At 45.9% G+C, this 20984-nt stretch carries 21 protein-coding genes; 12 read left to right on the top strand and 9 right to left on the bottom strand.

The genetic code is table 11. From position 1 onward, the window contains the following. Positions 1 to 300 precede the first annotated feature (300 nt). On the top strand, positions 301 to 894 hold the full coding sequence (locus UL82_RS10150; protein ID WP_046440858.1) for an ABC transporter ATP-binding protein: 594 nt from the start codon (positions 301 to 303) through the stop codon (positions 892 to 894). Continuing rightward, positions 891 to 1898: a hypothetical protein gene (locus UL82_RS10145; RefSeq protein ID WP_046440857.1), complete on the top strand. Its 1008-nt coding sequence runs from the start codon at positions 891 to 893 to the stop codon at positions 1896 to 1898. Before UL82_RS10150 ends, UL82_RS10145 begins: the two co-directional genes overlap by 4 nt. A gap of 270 nt (positions 1899 to 2168) precedes the next feature. On the opposite strand, the gene UL82_RS10140 is transcribed toward UL82_RS10145, so the two are convergent. Further along, positions 2169 to 3467 carry an MFS transporter gene (locus UL82_RS10140; protein ID WP_052735964.1) on the bottom strand — a complete coding sequence of 433 codons (1299 nt, stop codon included), beginning with the start codon at positions 3465 to 3467 and terminating at the stop codon, positions 2169 to 2171. An 870-nt stretch (positions 3468 to 4337) separates the two neighbouring features. On the opposite strand from UL82_RS10140, the gene UL82_RS10130 reads away from it, so the two are divergent. Continuing rightward, the gene (locus UL82_RS10130) at positions 4338 to 4859 is read left to right on the top strand and encodes a VanZ family protein (protein WP_046440853.1); all 522 of its coding nucleotides are present in this window, start codon (positions 4338 to 4340) and stop codon (positions 4857 to 4859) included. Positions 4860 to 5007: 148 nt separating this feature from the next. Here UL82_RS10130 and UL82_RS10125 read toward each other — a convergent pair whose 3' ends face one another. Both UL82_RS10125 and UL82_RS10115 read right to left on the bottom strand, forming a co-directional pair. Continuing rightward, positions 5008 to 6435, bottom strand: a complete 1428-nt coding sequence (locus UL82_RS10125; protein ID WP_046440852.1) for a bifunctional ADP-dependent NAD(P)H-hydrate dehydratase/NAD(P)H-hydrate epimerase — start codon at positions 6433 to 6435, stop codon at positions 5008 to 5010. Positions 6436 to 7273: 838 nt separating this feature from the next. Continuing rightward, positions 7274 to 8080 (bottom strand): Fpg/Nei family DNA glycosylase, encoded by an 807-nt coding sequence (locus UL82_RS10115; protein WP_046440847.1) that lies wholly within the window; start codon positions 8078 to 8080, stop codon positions 7274 to 7276. 56 nt (positions 8081 to 8136) lie between these two features. On the opposite strand from UL82_RS10115, the gene trhO reads away from it, so the two are divergent. The 3 genes from trhO (at position 8137) to UL82_RS11665 (ending at position 10525) form a co-directional block, all read left to right on the top strand. Continuing rightward, the gene (gene trhO / locus UL82_RS10110) at positions 8137 to 9078 is read left to right on the top strand and encodes an oxygen-dependent tRNA uridine(34) hydroxylase TrhO (RefSeq protein ID WP_046440845.1); all 942 of its coding nucleotides are present in this window, start codon (positions 8137 to 8139) and stop codon (positions 9076 to 9078) included. Between the two features lie 844 nt (positions 9079 to 9922). Next, a complete protein-coding gene (locus tag UL82_RS11670) occupies positions 9923 to 10414 on the top strand; it encodes an IS3 family transposase (protein ID WP_407921679.1) in 492 nt (163 codons plus the stop codon). Positions 10415 to 10429: 15 nt separating this feature from the next. Continuing rightward, entirely contained in the window at positions 10430 to 10525 is a 96-nt protein-coding gene (locus tag UL82_RS11665) for an IS3 family transposase (protein ID WP_407921691.1), read from the top strand. 311 nt (positions 10526 to 10836) lie between these two features. Here the strand turns inward: UL82_RS11665 and UL82_RS10100 are convergent, their stop codons facing one another. The 6 genes from UL82_RS10100 to UL82_RS10075 all read right to left on the bottom strand — a co-directional run bounded on the left by UL82_RS10100 (position 10837) and on the right by UL82_RS10075 (position 15259). Then, positions 10837 to 11784 (bottom strand): hypothetical protein, encoded by a 948-nt coding sequence (locus UL82_RS10100; RefSeq protein ID WP_046440843.1) that lies wholly within the window; start codon positions 11782 to 11784, stop codon positions 10837 to 10839. A gap of 419 nt (positions 11785 to 12203) precedes the next feature. Further along, positions 12204 to 12404 (bottom strand): hypothetical protein, encoded by a 201-nt coding sequence (locus UL82_RS10095; RefSeq protein ID WP_046440841.1) that lies wholly within the window; start codon positions 12402 to 12404, stop codon positions 12204 to 12206. Between the two features lies 1 nt (position 12405). Continuing rightward, entirely contained in the window at positions 12406 to 13371 is a 966-nt protein-coding gene (locus tag UL82_RS10090) for an SPFH domain-containing protein (protein ID WP_046440839.1), read from the bottom strand. A gap of 159 nt (positions 13372 to 13530) precedes the next feature. Next, positions 13531 to 14016: a hypothetical protein gene (locus UL82_RS10085; protein ID WP_046440837.1), complete on the bottom strand. Its 486-nt coding sequence runs from the start codon at positions 14014 to 14016 to the stop codon at positions 13531 to 13533. A gap of 24 nt (positions 14017 to 14040) precedes the next feature. Next, entirely contained in the window at positions 14041 to 14697 is a 657-nt protein-coding gene (locus tag UL82_RS10080; RefSeq protein WP_046440835.1) for an SDR family oxidoreductase, read from the bottom strand. 97 nt (positions 14698 to 14794) lie between these two features. Further along, a complete protein-coding gene (locus tag UL82_RS10075) occupies positions 14795 to 15259 on the bottom strand; it encodes a MarR family winged helix-turn-helix transcriptional regulator (protein WP_046440833.1) in 465 nt (154 codons plus the stop codon). 114 nt (positions 15260 to 15373) lie between these two features. Between UL82_RS10075 and UL82_RS10070 the strand changes: the two genes are divergently transcribed. From UL82_RS10070 to UL82_RS10045, 6 genes are all read left to right on the top strand, one after another. Next, complete coding sequence (locus UL82_RS10070) at positions 15374 to 15736, top strand: DUF5318 family protein (RefSeq protein ID WP_046440831.1); 363 nt, start codon at positions 15374 to 15376, stop codon at positions 15734 to 15736. Positions 15737 to 15759: 23 nt separating this feature from the next. Further along, positions 15760 to 17880: a transglycosylase domain-containing protein gene (locus tag UL82_RS10065; RefSeq protein WP_232009489.1), complete on the top strand. Its 2121-nt coding sequence runs from the start codon at positions 15760 to 15762 to the stop codon at positions 17878 to 17880. Positions 17881 to 18257: 377 nt separating this feature from the next. Then, the gene (locus UL82_RS10060; protein ID WP_083966532.1) at positions 18258 to 19691 is read left to right on the top strand and encodes a glycosyltransferase family 87 protein; all 1434 of its coding nucleotides are present in this window, start codon (positions 18258 to 18260) and stop codon (positions 19689 to 19691) included. After that, positions 19688 to 19873 (top strand): hypothetical protein, encoded by a 186-nt coding sequence (locus tag UL82_RS10055; protein ID WP_046440827.1) that lies wholly within the window; start codon positions 19688 to 19690, stop codon positions 19871 to 19873. The genes UL82_RS10060 and UL82_RS10055 overlap by 4 nt, the downstream gene beginning before the upstream one ends. A 128-nt stretch (positions 19874 to 20001) precedes the next feature. Then, positions 20002 to 20289, top strand: coding sequence for a 30S ribosomal protein S6 (rpsF, locus tag UL82_RS10050; protein WP_172595873.1), 288 nt, complete (start codon positions 20002 to 20004; stop codon positions 20287 to 20289). Positions 20290 to 20381: 92 nt separating this feature from the next. Next, positions 20382 to 20963: a single-stranded DNA-binding protein gene (locus tag UL82_RS10045; RefSeq protein ID WP_046440823.1), complete on the top strand. Its 582-nt coding sequence runs from the start codon at positions 20382 to 20384 to the stop codon at positions 20961 to 20963. Positions 20964 to 20984 lie beyond the last annotated feature (21 nt).

Here is a 20984-nt window from a genome sequence, read left to right as displayed (position 1 = left end):
TTGTTTTATGGCAGCTCGTACCACGAATATGACTGAAGTGCCTTCGATTCCATCAGATATAGCTGCCTTTAACCTATAAAAGATCTTTGGGGGCAAATGATCGGAATGACTTTTTCCCAGAGGGACAAGTAGTACTGGGGTGGTGGACTCTCCGGTATGGAATACCAGGCTTTTATATGCTTGCCCCTAAAGGTTAAGGAACATGGTTAGTTACGAAGACGAATTTTTTGTTAGCGTGATAATACATGAACATTTATAGTGAGTAATTGGTTATTTCATAGAGATGCGCAGCAAAAACATATGATCCAAAATTCTTTAGTTTTTACTGGTGTTTATGGGCATAAACAGCCGGTAGGTTGTAGCTCCCATTCATTTGAATGTGGTGTTCTCTATGGAGTCTCCGGTGTAAATGGAAGTGGAAAATCAACACTTTTGCAAACCCTTGCCGGAGAAATAGAACCACTAACAGGAAAAGTTCTTATTGGCGATAAAAGTCCTGGTGATCGTTCTTGCTTGGGAAAAATAAAACTCATTTCTACTCCAACTTTCATACCGGATATCTCTATTGGAGAACATTTCGATCTTGTTTTTCCTCATCACAAAGAAAAACGGTTGGAGCAAATAGAAACGTGGCAATTAGAAGAACTTCTAAAAGTTCCTCCTTCTTGGTTATCAAGTGGGCAAAAACAACGAGTATTTCTTGCTTTACAACTTGCTGCTTCCGTGGATTTCTTATTGTTGGATGAACCTGAAAGACATCTTGATGATTTTTGGGTGAATTTCCTTGCCGAAGTGCTTCAGGTTACCGCAGCTGCTGGTAGCTGTGTCATAGTTGCCACCCACAACTCGACGCTTATTAGGAAGAGCATGCAAGAGATTGTGCTTAAGCTATGAATAAGATTGTGGGCGTTGTTCTTGATTTTTGCTACCGACTGGTTCTGATCGGTCTTGCAGTAGGCGCAGTAGTATCAATTATGTTCAAGGTTTCGGCTTATTTCCCCGAGTTAAAAACCACTTTGCCGATATCACTACAGCTACCTTTATTAGGGGTAACGCTAGTTATTACTTCGATTTTTTGTGAAAAATTAGCGCCCCTGCGAGCTATCACTACAGAAAAATTGCTGTATTTTCCCGATTCATTGAGCACTCGGTGTGGATTATCTTTATTGTCATATCTACAAGTCGGTGTATTAGGAGGTGTTACTTTTCTAGTTTCCCCAATGGGGATGCGTCTCGAAATGTGTGCTGTGGCAGTATTTTTACGAGTGCTTTGGGGAACAAAAAGGTGGCAACTTCCCCGGTTAATTGGAGCAGGCCGTAAACAAACAGCTTTAACGGCACCCTTTTATATATTAGATTCGGAATTGCTTTCTGGCGCATACGCGCAAATATATATGCACTGGCGACTTTTGCCTTGGTTTCCGTTGATTATTCGCAGGTTATTTCGTCGGGGGTACCTGTTATTTTCGTTAGTTTTATTATTTTTATGGAGTGCAGTTTTTTCCTTTCAATCCCCAGTGGGATCAATTTTTATCATTTATGTTGGTGGAGTAATCCTTAATGCAGGGTTACTTCGGTGTACGCGATACCATGGATATGGAAGTGATAATAAAAAGACTGGCTTAGCTATCTTGCTTGCCTCAGATTTACTGTTGGTGGGGTTGTTAGCAGTCGAAACAGGGATCAATTATATTTCTTTAACAATATTTTTGATGTTGCTGGCAATTTTTGTAGGAAGTATTCGACGATCACGCCCGCGACGTACTGATACCCCGAATTATTTTGAAACGGGATTTGGATTATTTTCCCCCGATCTTTTCCGCTACTACACCTCCGGTTTTGGTGGAAGCTCTATTTTAGTAGTCGCATCTTTATACCTATATCAAATAGGAGTATAAGAATATTTGCGGGTGGGTAAATCTAACCCACAAAGAGCAGCTGCAGCTAATACAGCTTGTTCATTCACAGGGTTAGATTTTCACATCAAACACGGCTTCTTTAGATATGTTCTTTCGCCGCTTTACTAATGAACTCATGTTCTTGAAACCGACTGGATTGGGTCGGGAACTATCTATGTATAATCTTTTTCCGTCTGAATTACTCACCCTGGTCAAGTCCATAGATTATGAACTTGACCTGCATATATCTTTAACTACCCCTGAGTTAAATTAGGTATTAGCATCTGCCATATCGGACGTACTAGGTGAGCATGCCGCTGGGAGGCGAGTTACCACTGCTGAGCCAATGAGTGCCACGGACAAAAGAATAGCGGCAGTGTTTGGGTGTTCCGAAAGTACCGCAAACAAGATCATGCCAAGCGGAGTACCAGCGGTAAACACCAATTGATCTTTCGTCGCAAATTGGTGTACTAGTTCATCATTGCCCAAGGATTGCCCCAAAGAGTCCCAGGCTATGCCTGCAGCAGTCATTAATAAGGACGCGCTAGCACCCACTATGACAATGAGAGCAAACACCGGAGAAAATGCCAAAGCTAACACTTGGCCTGTTAAAAGCAACAGCATAAAAAACTGCAAGGTACTAAATCGCACTCGATCCAGTGCCTTTAAAATGGTGGCAGCCGAACCCAATAATGAACCCACGGCCAAGCCAGTAGCCATGAAACCCCAGGTCTTTTCATCAAAAGAGTTCATAATCCACGTCGGACCAGCACTACCTAAGAAACCATTGACAAGGGCTGCCACTAACCAAGTTCCGAGTCCCATGTGTACCCAGCGTGGCAGCACTACCGGAGCTTTTTTAGTATCAGGTGGCCGAATCGCTTGAGAGGTTGATTCAGCGGTGGAAGGGGTGGTTACTTCGGCAGTAGATACAGTTTCCGCATTAAATACGGTGTCAGATGCAAGCATTTCAGCATCATCAGCCGCTGGTGTTCTGCGTACCGAAAGAAACGGTAGTACAAATAGCATCGCCACGAAGAAGGTTGCACCGTCAATCAGTAGTACTGTGCGAAAACCTAACATAAGAACTGCCGCTGTACCGATAAGTGGACCAGCAATAAACAGCACATCACCAAGCATTGATAAGGCGCTATTGACCCGAGTCCGCTGCGCATCAGTAAACAGCTGAGACATGAGCCCAAAGCGAGCTGGTGCGAAGAAGGAAGAAGCACAACCGTACACACAACTAGATACTGCGAATGCACTAATCGAATCACCATAAGCGACCAACCAGGCAACCAATACCCATTGAGCCAGCATACGAACTAAGTCACTGCCTAACATCCAGGTTACCGGGCGCGTTGGTGGTGGTAGCTTGCGCACCACCAAGGAACTGACGAAACGACCCACCCACAAGGCGATAAGTACCATCGTTAAACCCCGACCAGAGGGATCTACCCGGTGAGCTTGCAAAGCAAAAGCAATCGGAATCATTCCGTCTCCCAAACCAGAGACCAATGTGGCAGCGAAGACAAACGAAAAAGTTGCTTTAAAAGATAACTTATTCACTACATTCCATCCGTATCATCAAGCACGGAAGCTAGAGCTAACCGCTTTGATCCCAATTTGATGTGAAACTTACTGTTGATGACTAACCATGTGAGATATTGAAGGGCTAATCTCATAGCAGTAGTAGAGTTAACCGGAAACCCCAGAGCATAGGGGATTTCATTATCTCTACGCAGTGAATTTACTGATCCATTAAAGTTCTTAAATGTAACCATAAGGTGCATGGTTACATCAACCGTACCACTAATGTTACGGTTGTATCCTCGTGGATAAAACACAATATTTTTCGTCCCGATGCGAGCTAAAGGCTTAAACAATAACCCCACCCTCGAAACCTGAACTCTAATTTCCGAGAATCTTTTATCTCAGATCCTTTCTACTTATGGCAATAAATTGATCTAGAGTCACATTTAATCCTGTGACAAGCCATATAACTTAAATATGACACACGTCATATTACGTAAAAATATATCCCACGCCACATTTATTCATAATTGTTATTACAGTGCAGCCCCATCAGAGGGGATATCCACTGGTTAAACAGATATAAAATTATGATCCAAAAATTTTGACAAAATAAGTTCACCCTATTTGGTGTGGAATAACCTTTTGTGCATGGTTTGCATGTGCCCATCAAAGTCAACGTATGAACGTCTAAGCCAAGCGATTTTAAGCCGTTATTGGTTAGTGGACTAAGTGTTAATTCAAAGGTCATAGAACCAATGTTGCCGATAGAGGAATGCATGCAATAGTGATCATAAAATCTTTCACTCTGCTTCTTTCGAAATAACCTGGCTTTGTGTTTCTTGTGATGCGATCATCATGAAGTTTTCATAATTTGGCTAGATTAATTGTCTAGGTTCGGTAACTATGACTTTTGTGAAGATGGCTACTCGGCAAGCAACAGCAGTAACCTTTGTACTGTTCTGTGGCATGTTGCTTACCATAACCCTATTGAAGAATCGCCTGCGCTTGGGGTACATGTGGTCAACGGAAGTCCATAATCAGCGTTCTATTGATCTTGTGCTTTTCGACGGTTGGCAAAGGACAGCCCTGTGGTATGGGGCATGGATGGACAGCCTGGGCAATATTATGCTCTTTTTGCCCTTCGGTTTCCTTATGATGGGTTTGCTACAGCAACGCTTTCGCTACCCTGTGCTCTTAGCTTCACTAGCTGGATTTCTAGCTAGTTTAAGTATTGAGATTGCCCAATATGTATTTGCTGTGGGTTTCACCGATATTGATGATCTTTTCTTTAACACTATCGGTAGTGTGCTGGGCGCAGTAGCTTTTGGGCGAGTCTCGCCTAATACACGAGGTAAGTTTTCGGTTATTACCTTGATTATTGCGGTAGCTGTAGTAGTTGCAATGCTAGTTAGTATGATGTTCTAGTTTGTGCGGAAAGATTTACTCAACGCCTAGATAATACTTTTCTTCGATAGTGTGCACTAAAAATAGCTGCCGCAGTTAATGTTGTAGCACGCTTGAAAAGTGGGCATTTTTGGCTTTGCTCGTCGAAAAGCTTTTATCCATATTTAACTTATGTGTAGTACTGTGGTTGTTCAGTCATCAGTGCTATTGCAGGGGAAATATGTTCGGCGATCTGGCGGGCAGAAATAGGTGCCATACCATAAGCAGTATGCGCGCTTAACCATCCGGCCAGGTTATGCGCGTGAACCCCAGCAATAATAGTGTCAAACACATCATTGGGGTTTCTAGCTAGCCAAGCACCCAATAAACCAGCTAGCACATCACCTGATCCAGCAGTGGCATTCCACGAATGACCAGCATTAATAGCAACACTGCGGTGAGAATCGGTAATAAAGGTGAGTCGACCTTTAAGCAGCACAATACAGCCTAATTTTTTAGCCAATTCTTCTGGATCAGCGGCATCAAAGCGTGCAAACTCGCCCGCATGTGGGGTAAGCACAGTGGGGGCTTTTCGGTGGGTAACCTGGTTGATTAGCTCTGGGTGTTGGCTTAAAGTTGTGAGCGCATCGGCGTCGATAAGCACCGGGAGATCCTCGGCTAGTACTTGTGCCAAAATTTGTGGTTGATCGCCAAAACCTGGGCCGATAACCAGTGATTGAACACGCCCAGGATGTAAGACAACTTCTGGTAACTGCCACACCACATCCCGATCACCATAAAAACGAACCAGCGATGAGCTTGCCCGCACAGCAGCTGTGGCACAGAGCAGCCCCGCGCCGGGATAGGTGGGACTGCCAGCATAAAGACCAACTACCCCGCCGGTGTATTTATTGTCGTGCATACCAGGTTCAAAACTTTTTAGCTGAGGAAAACCAGGCAGATCAAGGCTATGAGGTTGGCGATAAACGCTGGCCTGTACCGCAATATCGGTGTGACGGTGCGCTCGTTGTGCGGCTAACTCACCCAAACTGGGATGCCCAGGGATGTCTACGTCGGCAAGCAAAACCTGACCACAGTCGGGATTAAGCGCATGGGCGCGCCGCAAACAACCAAAAGTAATGGTGTATGTGGCCGGTGTATAGCGCCCTGCCCCAGTATCTGCTGCCATGCCGGAAGGAAGATCAACCGCCAAGATGGCAGCGTCGGTAGGCAAAGAATAATCTAAATCGCGCCCAGCTAAACCTACAATGGCATCAATATAAAGATCCGCCTTATCAGGCTTGTCGACGATTTTTCCACCGGCTTGTTTATATGCTGCGTAGGCTGGTGGATAAAAACTATCCCCGCTGGCAGTGACTATAAAACCTCGCCGGATCAACTCTGCACCCGCATAAAGACCATCGCCACCATTACCACCCGATCCAGCAAAAATATGGATCCGGCAGCTGGTATTGTGTGCAAGAATTTCCTCAGCAGCACCAGCTACTGCATGCGCTGCTGATTTCATTAATCCATCAGGAAGTGCATTAATCAGTGGTGCTTCGAGTGTGCGGATTTCTTCAGCATATAAGGCATAGGGGTACCGGGTGTCGGACATGGTTCTAGCCTAGTCGGATTGCTTAACAGGGTGTCTGTAATTTTAGTTATGTGCGAAACAGTAGATATCCACGTCTTTGATGTTTATGCAGGTGCTGTAGGTTTTTATTGTTTTACGTGTGGCGATGAGGTGTTTCTTCCAATTGCTAATAGGATTAGCCCATTTAAGAGTGCATTAAAAATGGATAACAGATTGAGATACTCCCAATTCCATTCTTGTACCAGAGCGATTCCGAGAAACAGTGATACACATAAGTTACCTATAGCTGCGATAAAAACCCATTTTGCAGTGGTCTTTCGTTGATAGAGCAGCGCTACCCAGATAATGAGCGGAATGCTTATTAGGACAATAAAAGTTTCCATAATTTATATTCTTGAAAATTTTTTAGCACTGTGTGACATATGTGAATATTAGATTTGAAGAGTACTTGGATCCCAATGTGCGAATGATAAAACGTCGCCCAGTACTAACTGCGTGCGCAGTGACGGTAGACGTTTTTGTGTATGTGTCGCTTATGATCCAAGCAGCAAGAACCGGCTGCCCGAATTTTTCCGGTGCCGAATGCAGCTCCGATAACAATCATATTCGTTTCATTTGTAAAAAAACTAGTTCCTGTCCGATCTTCTTACTCTATGCGTAAACATTATGAATATAGGGATCAGTAATTACTGGAGTATCGCTTTCACCCTTGTCCACATGAGTATTCATCTGATTGCATGTAAAAACAAGGTTTTATAGCATCGACGCATGACCGTTATCGCAAAGGGTAACGGGAAAAGCATAGGTAAATATCTTGAGATAAAGGCTGGTATTTTCCTTTGGATAGCAGTAGTAAAACTTAGCCCGGTTGGCAGGTTGGGCACCAGAAAAGATTGCGTCCTTCATAGGTCTGCTCAAGAATGGGGGTGCCACAGATATAGCAGGGTTGGTTGGCGCGTCGATAAACGTAGACTTCGCCGCCGTGATCATCTTTGCGCGGGTCTCGTCCCATGGCTTGCGGGGTGTGTTCTGGTCGAACCGTATCTATTTTGCCAACGCGCACTCCCTCATTCATGAGGAAAACCAGATCCTGCCAAATATCATCAAATTGCCCTAGGGATTTGCCGGTAATAAAAGGATTAATCCCTAACCGGAACAGGGTTTCGGCACGGTAAATATTGCCCACCCCGGCAAAAAGTTTCTGATCCATAAGCAAACTAGCAATACTGCGCTGGGAGCGAGCGATTTTTTGTTTGATTACTTCTGGGTTAGCATCGTCGCGCAGCGGGTCAGCTCCTAGCCGAGAAATAGCTTGCTGCATATCGGCTTCAGTAACTAGTCGACACCACTGTGGGCCGCGTAGGTTGGCTGCGGTATCAGATATTGCTATGCGAAAGCGGATCTGTCCCCAGGTTTCATCACGAGGTTCAAAGCGCAGGGAACCAATCAACCCCAGGTGGATATAAACAATATTTTCTATCTGGGAACTATCAAAATGAATAAAAAGGTGTTTGCCCCACGCCTCGGAATGGCTATAAGCACAGCCGTCGATAAGCGATGCTTCGGTGTTAAAACGCCCCTGCGGGGAACTAACCTGCGGGATAGTGCCCGAAAAAGTTGTATCGAGCATATGGGCGAGGCGATGAATGACGTGACCTTCCGGCATAGTTGAAAAGTGTAGGTATTCGATTCTCAAAGCCCAAACGCGTAGAGTTTTTACCTGTGACCGTTGGAAAAATTCTTCTGTACTACAAATTCACCCCCATCGCTGACCCAAAGGCATTAATGTTATGGCAGCGCGAATTATGTGAGTTGCTCGGGCTCAAAGGACGCATCCTTATTTCCGAGCACGGCATTAATGGCACCGTCGGCGGCGATATTGATGCCTGCAAGGCGTATATCAAGAAGTTTCGGGAGTACCCCGGTTTCAAAAAGACCGCTTTTAAATGGTCCGATGGTGGCGCGGATGACTTCCCTCGCCTATCAGTGAAAGTGCGCGATGAGATCGTGGCTTTTGGCGCGCCGGGCGAGTTAAAAGTAGATGACAATGGTGTCATTGGCGGTGGCGTGCACCTTAAGCCTGCCCAGGTCAATGAGCTTGTTGAACAGCGTGGCGACGAAGTAGTTTTCTTCGACGGACGCAATGCCATGGAAGCACAAATTGGCAAGTTTAAAAATGCCGTTGTGCCTGATGTGAACACCACTCATGATTTCATTCGAGAATTAGAGTCTGGCAAATACGACTGGATGAAGGATAAGCCAGTCATTTCTTATTGCACCGGTGGTATTCGATGCGAGATTCTTTCCGCTTTGATGAAAAATCGTGGCTTCAAAGAGGTGTACCAAATCGACGGTGGCATTGTCCGCTATGGTGAGCAATTTGGTAACGACGGCCTCTGGGAAGGTTCGCTGTATGTGTTTGATAAACGCATGCACATGGAGTTTGGCAATGGTGTGGAAGACCCCGGCTTTATCCAACTCGGCCACTGTAAATGTGGTAAACCTACCAATAAATTTGAGCACTGCATTAACGAGGACAACTGCCGAGACCTTGTTCTCATGTGTCCAGAATGTCATGAAAACCTAGCAACCCGTCACTGTGGGCGACCAGAATGCGCTGAGGTTGCGGCAACAGCTGCTACACGCGTTAAGGTGAGCAACTAAGCCAATACAATAAAAGTACAAAAACCCGCACCCAGCGTTCGTGAATTGTTGAACTGCTCCCTGTTAGTTGGACTGAGAAAATTAGTCACAAACTAGTGGGGAGCAATTCATTGAGAACACAAAGTTCTCTATCTAAGCCTCAACACGAACAGCTCATTGAGCTTTGTGAACAAAACTTGAGATTTAAGACCACCGCTAATCACCTCAAACTCGGCTCTTACCCGGTCAGAGAATTGCATCAACGTTAGGTGCTTCGTGGCAAACTATGCCGCATAGAGAAACCAACTAAACAGTCGTATTCCTTCGAACTGAAGAAGGAATATTATTGAACGCAGTATCTCCAGCGAATCTCGCATGGCGCTGGCCAAAGAGTTTGATTTGTCATCAACAAATTTGACCAAGGATTGGGTACGAAGATGACGCAGGGGCGGTGATGAAGCACTCATACCTCAACCCAAGGACAAGCCGAAAGGTCCTACCAAACCGAAGCTGTCGACTACGGAAGACAAACTTTCGACATAAAGCTGAAAAAGCTACGGGCTGAAAACACATATCTAAAAAATTGCGGGACTTATAGAAACCAGCAACAAGGTTAAAAGCCGAGACCATCATCATTTTTAAGTCAGATCACAAACTCGACTACCTTCTTCACACAGCAGGTCTAATCCATTCGACATATTTCTACCACCAGCAACGCCATGATCAACCAAATAAATACGCTGAGCTAAAGAAAGAAATCCGTATCGTCTTTGAACACAAAAGCCAACACTACGACTACCGCCGGGTACTTACTGAACTGCGGCAATAAGGGTGAAGCATCAACCATAAATTGGTTTACAAACTCATGGATCATATGGGGCTAAAGTCCAAGTACAGAACATGTAAGAAATACAACTCTTATAAAGGGCAGATCAGTCATATTGCTGAGAACATCCTCAATCGCAATTTCACACCAGGGCGATCAAACGCGGTGTGGATCAGTGATGTCACGGAATTTCGTATTGCCGGCACCAAGGTGTATCTGTTACCAATCATGGATCTGTATGATCGGATCACCTTGTCCTATGCACTAGCAACATCACCTTCGATAAAGTTCACATCTTCATCGTTACACAACGCTTTTACCTGGTACCGACTAGCAGAAGGTTTGATCGTGCACACAGATCAAGGTTTCTGGTACCAGCATGCAAGCTGGCAGAAACTGATCGAGTCAGTCGGTGAAGTGCAGTCCATGTCGCGCAAGGCAAACTGCTATGACAATACGGTCATGGAAAACTTCTTCGGGTATTTGAAAACCGAGATGTATCATGGCGAAAGTGCTGACGAGTTTTACTAAGCGGTCGATGACTACATTTTCTGGTACAATAATGGCCAACTCCAACAACGATTCAAGGGTCTGATCCCGATGCAATATCAAAACCAGACCCTTGAAACTCTAACAACCTAGAATTAAACCAGCCTAATTAACAGAGGCTAGTTCATTTGTGGTTGGCAGGGAGGGTTGTTTTTGTGCTTGAGTGTCGAAGTTAACGTGAATCATGTGTTGTCTTTATTAACTAATCGACGCGTGAACATTATTGAAAAAGGCAATGGGAAAAGCGCATAGGTAAAAACCTTGAGACCGATGCCTATATCTTCAGTGCCTAATATAGATTCTAGTCTGCTGCCCGGTACAACTATTTCTGAGAAGCCCCAGATGCAGATTTGAGTTACCGACCAAATTATAAACAGGGTTAGAAAAAAGCGGAGTGATTGCATTTATGGCCTGCAGTTTCCGCTTGCTGGAACAGTATTCATGTAATAAGAACCGACTTTCCACTGATAGCAGGTTCCATCGTTGATTGACCTAAGGTTGTTGAGAGCATAGCGCAGAGATCTTATAGCTACTGGTGATCCAACGGTCAGACACAGTAGTCCGGCAATTGCGATAAGTGCGGGGTGGCGTAGCTGACTGACTTGCGCACATCCGTATCCTGCTGCCAATGCAAGGGAAGTAGAACCAGCTGCTTTTAGGGCGCGAAGTTCTCCACCGTACCAATTGATGTATATTCCTCGACCGTAGGTAACTCGAGGATCCAGAATAATTTTGCCTTCGATATCCTGGGTGTTTACTATCTGTGTAATAGAAGAACCATCGGTGCTGATTTCATACCATGTTTCGAGAGAATTTCCATGTTCATCAACAGCCCATGGTGCAGAGATTGTTGTTTCGGATATTGCAGATACACCGTTTTCGGTTTCCATACGGAATCCGATAGACCCGTCATCGAAAGAAATGGCTTCTACACCTTCAGGTAGAGATAAATCCCATTTACTTTCAATGAATTGTTCATGCTTTTCGACTTTTTCAGTTTGTAACAGCATACCAACTTCAGAAGTTGCCTTTGCTACGGCACCTACTTCTGTGTCTACGGCGTATTCCGTTTGTGCAATGTCTTCGAGTCTTACATGTTCGTCGAAAGATACAGAAATTTCGCCAAATCCAGAGTCTCCGGTTACTCCCTTATCATTTATTTTTGCTTCTGTGGGTTGGGACACTTCCACATGTTTGATGATACCTTTTTGTGTCGCATTGCTTTCTGCAGTGGTTATTGTTTTAAGAAGATTTTCTTCCTCATTTACTACTACGGCAGATACATTGGCGGATCCGAGGGATAGGGTGGCTATTACTGCAATAGCTGTTTTGATAAAAATGGACGTTTTCATGAGATTGACTCCTAAGGAGATTTTTCTATTACAGGTAGAGATGGTAACGATTGTTCCATGTTGTACCTCATTTCAAGTTAACACCAAAAGTTTTTGTTTTGGAATGAAATTATATGGATGGTGGAGAAAGTCTCTTTTTCTTGTATGGTTGCCTGATGCTTGATAAAGGCATGATGTTTTGTTTCCCGTTATTTTTCTTTTGTGTCTGAAATTTAGGTGATAGTGGTTGAAATGGCCGCCTGAACAGTCACCAAATGTAGGTTGAGTTGCTACTGACAGGGAAAAAATATTCTGACTACGGATCTCAGGAGGTTGCGGCAACAGCTGCTACACGCGTTAAGGTGAGCAGCTAAGCCAGTACAATAAAAGTACAAAAGCCCGCACCCAGCGTTAGATAATTTGCTAGGGTGCGGGTTTGTTTAGTCAGTGCCTTTGATACGTGGCCGACCTGGTTTAGTTATTTTCCCGACTTCTTTGGGCAGTCGCCCAGCGCGTCGTAATTGATCCCGCAGCATAACCTCAATTTGCGCATTAACACTGCGGGCCTCATCATTTGCCCACCGGGTAATGGCTTCGGCCACTGCGGGATCAATTCTTAGCGGGATATTTTTCCGAGGCATATTAGGTATAAAGAGTACCGGTATTAATCATCGGCTGGGCATTATTATCGGAGCAGAGAACAACCAAGAGATTAGATACCATTGCTGCGCGACGTTCTGGATCAAGATCAACTATATCTCGTTGTTCTAACTGATCAAGAGCAGTTTGTACCATCGAAACTGCACCTTCGACAATAGTTTCGCGTGCATCGACGATAGCAGTTGCCTGCTGACGCTGCAGCATTGCTTGGGCAACCTCAGGGGCATAGCTGAGATTAGAAATGCGGGCTTCAATAATTTCTAGTCCGGCAACTTTTACTCGTTCGGCAACTTCTGCGGCTAGCTCTTGAGAAACTAACTCGGTTGAGCCGGAAAGGCTCGGCTGATTGGCGCTGCCACCATCATAAGGGTGGGTGGTTGCTACATGTCGTAGTGCGGATTCCGATTGGGAGTAGATAAATTCCTCAACATCTTCCACGGCAAAGTGTGCCTTGGCGGTATCGGCTACCTGCCACACAATAATCGCGCCAATATTAACCGGATTACCATTGAGATCATTGACTTTGATTGAACTGGTTTCAAAGTTACGGATTCGTACCGAAACCTTCGTGGAATTGCTCAGCGGTGGAATGATGGTGAAACCGGTGTTTCGGTTAGTGCCAAGATAACGGCCAAAGAACTGCACAACGTGAGTATGCCCTGGTGAGGTAACTCGAATACTTATCAGCAGTAGGGCAAAAATAATCCAAGAAGCTAAGGTGGCAAGAACAAGAAGAGTCAGGATAGCAGGGTGAAGGCTGGAATTTCCGTCTTCAGAGGAAATAAGTAGTAACAAACCACCAATGCCAATACTTAGCGTAAGCAGCAAAGTAAGTAGCGCGGCACCGGTGTTAAGTAATGGGACAGGTTTTTCGTTGATTTCTACGCGAGCACCGTCATGTCCTACCGGACGGTCGGCGACTTCTGGTTGCGGGGTCTGTGTCGTCATTGTTTTCCCTATCGTTGATAGATGCCTTGAGAAATTTGATATCACATTTAAAAAAATGATATCACTTTTTCTTTCGTGAGTGGAGAAAAAGAAAAACGTGACAATAAAAGCAGTGCGCTTTCGTCGTCACGTAAAAATAAGTAGTTAGGCAAAAAGTGGTTAATGGCCAACAATGCTCATTTGCAAAACAGTCACCATCCACAGCATTGCGAACGGAACCAGAAACCAAAATGTTCCCATCCATGGCCGCCACCGTAAATAATGGGTGTACTTGCGATAAAGCATAATCGCACAACCAATAACCCCTAATACCGGCACAATCGAGGTACTAATTGGCCACCAGATTTCTGCTGAACGGCTACAAATCCACTTAGCCTGGCCAAAATCGCATAACATGCCACCGGTATAACGGGCAACCAACGCGAGGATAAATGCAATAATGAACGTTAGTATGGGGGTCATAACCGCCCAAGCAATGGCCTGGTAGGTGGAACGTCGATTAGCAAGTGCGATCAACAATGGATCAGGACAGGCCGCTAACTCATCAAAATCTGTGGGGTCAGGACGGTAGCGATTGGCAAAGTCGGCATCCGTACTGAGATCATTTTCTGGATGCTCTTGATGCTTATTAAACTTTGTCGCCATCCTCTTTTCCTTAGATAATGCAACCTAGCCACGGGGACGAATCGTGATGTCCGGAATATGGGCATCTGCGGGGGATTCTAATGCGTAAATAATGGCCTTGGCTACTGTCTCCGGGCGAAGAAACCGAGATCCATCATAAGTTTTACCCTCTTGGCTAATAATCTCACGCTGCATATCAGTATCAATTCGCCCTGGATAAATGCTAGTAACCCGTAAGGACGGTTCTTCCTGGCGCAGCGTATCCATAAAAGCTTTAGCAGCAAACTTGCTCGCTGAATATGCACCCCAGTGTGGGTTGGTATGCTGCCCAGCTCCAGAATTGATATAAATAACCTGCCCCGAGGCATTGCGCAAAGCCGGTAATAAGGCCGCAGTAAGTTCCATAGGAGAAAGCACATTAACTGCGAGATGTTTGTGCCACACCTCTCGACGCGCATCGGCAATAGTACCTAATTGAGCTACCCCGGCACAGTGAATAAGCGCATCAAGCTGATCAATATCAGGCGGAGTAATAGGCTGGGCATCATTGCTAAAATCTGCCTGCCAGTGAGTAACTCGTGGATGCTCCAGCGGTACCTGATGACAATAATGCGCGATTATCTCATAGTTACGGCTAATCAGCTCACTAAGCAGCGCATGGCCAACTCCTCTACTTGATCCAGTAATAAGTACTCGGGGCATAGTGGTTTTCCTTTGTGTAGAAATAGATATGGAAAACGCCGATACGCTTGGTGTTATACGGCGTATCGACGTTGGTAAAAGGTGGTTATTTTGCTTGCTAGAATCCGTCTTCGTGTTCTTCTAGGATTCGGGGATAGGTTTGTGCGAGGGTTTTGACCACATCACTGAATTCCTCCACCCGATCGAGTTGATCAGCAGGCAGTGAATCCAACATTTGGGCAAGGTATTGGGTGCGCTCGTCACCAACGCGTTTAAGCTCAGAAAAACCGAGTGTGGTGAGCTGAACTTTCACCCCACGACGATCTTCTTGGTCACGAATGCGCTCCACAAGACCACGAATCTCCAGCTGGTGAAGAGCATTAGAAGCAGTAGGCATACGAATGCCCTCAGTCTGGGCAATGTAGCTAATGCGTGATGGACCATGCTCTTTGAGGCTGGTCATGATAGTGAGCTGAGGACCAGTAAGGTCGGACTGCTCTGCAATACGGAAGTACAAAACATAAAGCTTCGTCAGAGCGGGACGGATCTCAGCAGCAATCTCTAATGGAGTTTTATTAGGCATACCAGATATTCTAACTCTTTAGGCAGAAAGTTCTCTTCTACTAAATAAGTTTGTCTTAAGAAAATGTCTTACATCTCTCATATATTTTGCCCCTAATAGGGGTAGAATGACGCAATGCTTCAATTTTTTAATGAAGTTTCGCATGAATTAACTCGGCATCGCGTGCTGACAGAGTATCGCGCCGGGGCGATAACTCGAGAAAGCATTTGCGATGCAGATTATCTTTTAGCTACTGCTGCCGCACACCACGGTTGGGCGTCGAAAAGCATATGTCCGGTGTGCGAATCGGAAAATTTACGCATGGTGTATTGGATTTATGGAGAACAACTAGGCAAAATATCAGGTAGCGCGCGAAGCCTTGCCGAAATTGAAGACTTTGCGAAAACCGGACGTGAATTTACCGTGCATACGGTGGAGGTATGTCCAGATTGTAGGTGGAACCATCTGCTTACAATCGCAACTGCTGTAGATAGATAGATCTTAAAGGAAGCGCGAATCTCGTGGCAGAGAAAAAAACAGAGGAACAAAGAAAGCCTCGGACGCACAAAAAGAAGGGTGGCTGGGTTAAACCTACCATCTTCGGTACGTTGGCCGTGCTCTTTCTTACCCCAATTATTGCCTTCATGGTGGCATATATGGTGGCGGAGGTGCCAGAGCCAGACGAGCTTGTTTTAGATCAGGTCTCGGAAATCTATGCTTCCGACGGGGTTACTCAGCTGGCCCGTATCGTTCCACCAGAAGGCAACCGGCGTGAAGTTCCGCTAGCACAGATCCCTGAGGTGACTCGAAATGCGGTGCTCGCTGCGGAGGATCGCGAATTCTATACTAATTCTGGTTTCTCTTTTACCGGTTTTGGTCGTGCCGTTATCGGCCAGATTACCGGTGATGCCTCTGCTGGCGGTGGCTCAACTATTACCCAGCAATACGTGAAAAATATGCTGGTAGGAAATGCACACAGCTATGAACGCAAGGCAAAAGAGCTAGTGTATTCCATTAAAATGACCAATGAGTGGACCAAAGAAGAGGTACTCGGAAGTTACCTCAACACCATTTATTTTGGTCGCAACGCCTATGGCATTGATGCCGCCGCAAACGCTTATTTTGGTATTCCATCCAGCGAACTAAATGTTGCTCAATCTGCAGTATTGGCGGCAAGCATTCAGCTACCAAGCCAACTTGATCCCTGGACTAACCCAGCAGGAGCAGAAAGCAGATGGAATTATGTGCTTGATGGCATGGTTTCCGAAGGCTGGTTAAGCGCAGCAGAACGCGCTGAATTAACCTACCCAGAAACCCAAGATCCAGCACTATATCAGGCTTATACTGAAGCCACCGGTACGAATGGGCTTATCCAAAGCCAGGTCATGGCCGAACTGACCACCCTGGGAATTACTCAAGAAGAAGTACAAACCCTAGGGTTAAGAATTACCTCAACTATTGATATGCAGGCACAAAATGCCACCGTCGAGGCAGTAAACACCAATATCGCTGATGAACAAGACAATGTTCGCGTGGCCGCGGTATCTGTGGAACCAGCAACTGGCGCAGTACGTGCCTACTACGGTGGTGAGGAAGCTACCGGTTATGACTATGCAAATGCCGCCCTACAAACTGGTTCTACCTTCAAAGTTTTTGGGTTAGCAGCAGCCGTGCAACAAGGTATTCCCACCTCAACTTATTATTCCTCGGCACCATATACGCTACCCGGAAATATTGTGGTGAAAAATGCTGGTGAAACTCCTGGTTGCGGACAATGCTCGATTAAGGAAGCTCTCAAGCACTCCTATAACACTAGCTTTATTCGCCTGCAGGAAGATTTAGAAAATACCACGCAAGATACCGCTGATATGGCGCATGCACTAGGCATTGCGGAGTCGTTACCAGGTATTGAAAAAACACTGACCGAAAATGGCGAGCAGCCTTATGAAGGCATTATTTTAGGGCAGTACCAATCACGCCCCTTAGATATGGCGCATGCGATTGCTACCCTAGCGAACCTTGGTGTGCGTCACGATGTGTATTTTGTCCAACGAGTAGAAACTGTCGATGGCAAGTTGCTCTATGAACATGAACAGGCAGAAGGACAGCGAGCAGTCAGCGAAGCTGTAGCTACCAACGTATTAGACGCGATGATGCCTATCGCTGCCTATTCTAAAGGTAATGCTCTTGCTAATGGACGCGAGTCAGCAGCAAAAACTGGTACTGCTCAATTAGGTGACACCGGCTATAACAAGGATGCCTGGATGGTTGGCGCAACCCCACAGCTAGCAACCGCAGTGTGGGCAGGCACTGCCGATAACTCCCCACTTTTTAACTCCTGGGGCGGATTAATGTATGGCGCAGATTTGCCGGCAGATATTTGGAAAGACACCCTCGATGGTGCACTGTCCGGCAAAGACTTGGAGCGATTCCCAGATCGACAACCGGTGAACTGGGCCGGCTACGGTTATGGCTCTGGCTATTCCCAAGATAGTTGGAGTGGTCAGTACAACCAAGATAGCGGTAGCCAGGATACTGTTGAAGAAGTTGCTCCAGCACCTGAACCAGAAGTACCGGATACAGATGCTGATACTGGCCTGGAAATAATTCCTGGTGTGGTTATTCCAAATATTTTTGGCTAAACCCTGACCGAATGCTTGTCGACGACATGCGCAGCTAAAGAAGATCGTCGATAGTAAAAAGTTGCCAAACGCTTATGACTGCCTCCTTAAAAATAGGGGGCAGTTTTTTCGTGCATTATCTCTTGTTGCATAGATGAGCAGAAATGATGCGAGAGATGTCCAGGTGAAGTTGTAAGCTATCAAAGAATTCCCTCTTATTCCGCAGTGATTGCGCTAGACCAGTAAAAGGAGATATTGTGACGGCAGAAAAACCTTCGTCGCAAGTAGAAGAATCAAAAGCCAAGAAAACTCGTTCCGGGTTTTTAGGCGATCCAGCGCAACGCATCGGCGTTACCGAACCTTTAGCACGCGATTTTATTGAATTTTTGGGCGGGAAAATGGGGCGCTTTGCCCGAATTGGTACCCAACCTTTTTGGACCCCACTGCGCTGCCTTATCTTATTAAGCTTGACCTTTTTAAGCCTCGGTTTTCTAGCCAAAGCCAATTGCGTCCAAAGCAACTTGGTAGATGGTATTGCACAGTTAGATTGGTCCGGAAATAGGCAATATACCTCTGCCTGCTATAACGATATCGTTCCGCTCTATGGTGGCCGTGGCCTTGATGCACTTTCCTTCCCCTATGCACATTCCTGGCAAGAAGATGGTCTGACCAGATATATGGAATATCCCGTATTAACGGGTATTTTCCAGTGGCTGATGGCAGTACTCGCCACACTGTTTATCCCCGTGGCACAGGTGCTGCCCTGGGCAATTAGCGACGTTGCGGTGTACTACGCGGTGACCTGCTTTGTTATGTCCTGCATGTGGGTGTGGGTGGTACGTGCTGTGTCCGAACTAATGGGCAATCGTGTGTGGGATGCTGTGCTGGTTGCTGCTTCGCCACTGGTTGTTATTCATGCTTTTACCAACTGGGATATTGTCTCGATTGCTGCTGCCACAGCTGGGCTATTAATGTTTGCTCGCTCAAAACCATTAGCTGCTGGTGTATGGATAGGTATTGGTATCGCGTTAAAATTATGGCCACTATTTTTATGCGGCGCGTTTCTTGTGCTTGCGATTAGAGCGAAAAATTATGCACCAGTACTAAAAATGTATGCTGCTGCGGCTTTTACTTGGCTGCTGGTTAATGCGCCAATTATGGCGCTCTACCCTACTGCCTGGCGAGAATTTTCTCGGCTTAACGCAGAGCGTGGTTGGGAATGGACCACGATCTACGCATTATCATCGCGTGAGTTTGGTTGGACGGGTTTCGACGGTTCGGGCAAACCAGTCATTCTTAATACAGTTACTTTGTTAGCTTTTCTTATTTTGTGCCTCGCCATTTTGCTACTCGGTATAAGCACTAAACGTCGTCCTAGAGTTGCGGAACTGTGCTATCTCATCGTGGCGGCGTTTTTGTTGGTCAATAAAGTCTGGAGTCCGCAATATTCCATTTGGTTAGTAGTTTTAGCGGCATTGGCATTACCAGAATGGAAGCTTATTTTTAGCTGGGGGCTTATCGACGCCTTGACCTGGCCAGTACTTATGTGGCACATGCTTGGTACCGACAACAAGGGGGTACCGGGGCAATTCCTTGATCTCTTTATTATCGGCCGAGACGCAATGATTATTACTATTGCCGTGCTGATAATTCGACAAATGTTAGGAAAACGTCCAGATAAAGTACGCGATGCTCATGGTGGAAAAGACCCGCTATCAGGAGTATACGGCGAAGAAGATCAGTTCGTACTAGCGTTGGGCAAGCAACGCAGCCCTAGTCGTCGAATAGCTAAAATACCGGTAGATACTGTTGAGCCGGAAGTCGCACAATGAGTTCAGTACTAATTTTAACTATGGCAAGTGTGTTCATTGGTTTCCTGTTTTTTGGTGGTGCCTTTGCCAGTTTTATGTATAAGAAATCAGCTGCGCTTATTTGGACTCTATTTGCCATCGCGGTGGTACTTATTACTGTGATCCCAGTATTTTTGGCAGTTTTTGTCGCTAGTACTGCGTAGGCTCGACTTTTCCGTGGGCAATAAGCTACATTAGTAAGGTTGCTGACGCAACGACCCTCCTGCCACATCCAATCGGGATGAGGCCGTAAATATTCAATACTAAAAGACCATAGGAGGTGATGAGGTCCGTGCGTCACTACGAAGTTATGATTATTCTGGATCCTTCCCAGGATGAACGCACTGTTGCCCCGTCCCTAGACAAGTTCCTAGAGATCGTCCGCAAGGATAACGGTACTGTCGAAAAGGTTGATATCTGGGGTAAGCGCCGTCTGGCCTACCCAATCGCTAAGAAGGAAGAGGGAATCTACGCGGTAGTGAACCTCAACTGCGAGTCTGCAACTGTTCAGGAACTCGACCGCGTGTTGAACCTGAACGACGGTGTTATGCGCACCAAGGTTCTGCGCAACGAGAAGTAAAATTCTCTTATAACACCTCGCTATGTTGTTTTAACAGCACAGTGATCGCGTTTAAACCATATAACCAGTTAAAGTACGAAGGATAGAGAACAATGGCACCTGGAGATGTGAATATCACCATCGTTGGCAACGTTGTTGCTGATCCAGAGCTTCGCTTCACTCCAGCGGGCGCGGCAGTAGCAAACTTCCGCGTTGCATCGACTCCACGTCGCTTTGATAGTGCGACAAATCAGTGGGTTGACGGAGAAGCAATGTTTCTCACCTGTAACGTATGGCGTCAAGTAGCCGAGAATGTCGCAGAAACCCTGACTAAGGGCATGCGCGTCATTGTCACCGGTCGGTTAAAGCAGCGTTCTTTTGAAACCCAGCAGGGCGAAAAACGCAGCGTATTTGAGATCGATGTTGAAGAAGTCGGTCCATCTTTGCGCTATGCATCTGCACAGGTAGCCCGTAACTCACGTGAGGGTGGCGGTAACTATGGTGGTGGAAACTTTGGCGGTAATCAATCAGGATTCGGCGGACAGCAAGCTAACCAGTCTGGTTTTCAATCCGGTAACCAAGCTCCTTCACAGAGCTTTGGTGGACAGCAAAACCAACAGGCACCGGCTAATGATCCATGGAGTTCTGCACCGCAAGCTGGTGGTTTTGGCGGAGATGACGAACCACCGTTCTAAGATTTATTGGCTAGCTAGAAA

This window comes from Corynebacterium kutscheri, from assembly GCF_000980835.1.
Lineage (GTDB): Bacteria > Actinomycetota > Actinomycetes > Mycobacteriales > Mycobacteriaceae > Corynebacterium > Corynebacterium kutscheri.
Note: the sequence above shows the minus strand (reverse complement) of the source record. Positions and strands in the feature narration are given on the sequence as shown.

What these genes read in the sequence shown, in the direction of transcription:
- UL82_RS10150 (WP_046440858.1), top strand. Translation starts at nt 301, where the DNA reads ATGATCCAAAATTCTTTAGTTTTTACTGGTGTTTATGGGCATAAACAG.
- UL82_RS10145 (WP_046440857.1), top strand. Translation starts at nt 891, where the DNA reads ATGAATAAGATTGTGGGCGTTGTTCTTGATTTTTGCTACCGACTGGTT.
- UL82_RS10130 (WP_046440853.1), top strand. Translation starts at nt 4,338, where the DNA reads ATGACTTTTGTGAAGATGGCTACTCGGCAAGCAACAGCAGTAACCTTT.
- UL82_RS10125 (WP_046440852.1), bottom strand. Translation starts at nt 6,435, where the DNA reads ATGTCCGACACCCGGTACCCCTATGCCTTATATGCTGAAGAAATCCGC.
- UL82_RS10115 (WP_046440847.1), bottom strand. Translation starts at nt 8,080, where the DNA reads ATGCCGGAAGGTCACGTCATTCATCGCCTCGCCCATATGCTCGATACA.
- UL82_RS11670 (WP_407921679.1), top strand. Translation starts at nt 9,923, where the DNA reads ATGGATCATATGGGGCTAAAGTCCAAGTACAGAACATGTAAGAAATAC.
- UL82_RS10100 (WP_046440843.1), bottom strand. Translation starts at nt 11,784, where the DNA reads ATGAAAACGTCCATTTTTATCAAAACAGCTATTGCAGTAATAGCCACC.
- UL82_RS10095 (WP_046440841.1), bottom strand. Translation starts at nt 12,404, where the DNA reads ATGCCTCGGAAAAATATCCCGCTAAGAATTGATCCCGCAGTGGCCGAA.
- UL82_RS10090 (WP_046440839.1), bottom strand. Translation starts at nt 13,371, where the DNA reads ATGACGACACAGACCCCGCAACCAGAAGTCGCCGACCGTCCGGTAGGA.
- UL82_RS10085 (WP_046440837.1), bottom strand. Translation starts at nt 14,016, where the DNA reads ATGGCGACAAAGTTTAATAAGCATCAAGAGCATCCAGAAAATGATCTC.
- UL82_RS10080 (WP_046440835.1), bottom strand. Translation starts at nt 14,697, where the DNA reads ATGCCCCGAGTACTTATTACTGGATCAAGTAGAGGAGTTGGCCATGCG.
- UL82_RS10075 (WP_046440833.1), bottom strand. Translation starts at nt 15,259, where the DNA reads ATGCCTAATAAAACTCCATTAGAGATTGCTGCTGAGATCCGTCCCGCT.
- UL82_RS10070 (WP_046440831.1), top strand. Translation starts at nt 15,374, where the DNA reads ATGCTTCAATTTTTTAATGAAGTTTCGCATGAATTAACTCGGCATCGC.
- UL82_RS10060 (WP_083966532.1), top strand. Translation starts at nt 18,258, where the DNA reads ATGGGGCGCTTTGCCCGAATTGGTACCCAACCTTTTTGGACCCCACTG.
- UL82_RS10055 (WP_046440827.1), top strand. Translation starts at nt 19,688, where the DNA reads ATGAGTTCAGTACTAATTTTAACTATGGCAAGTGTGTTCATTGGTTTC.
- UL82_RS10045 (WP_046440823.1), top strand. Translation starts at nt 20,382, where the DNA reads ATGGCACCTGGAGATGTGAATATCACCATCGTTGGCAACGTTGTTGCT.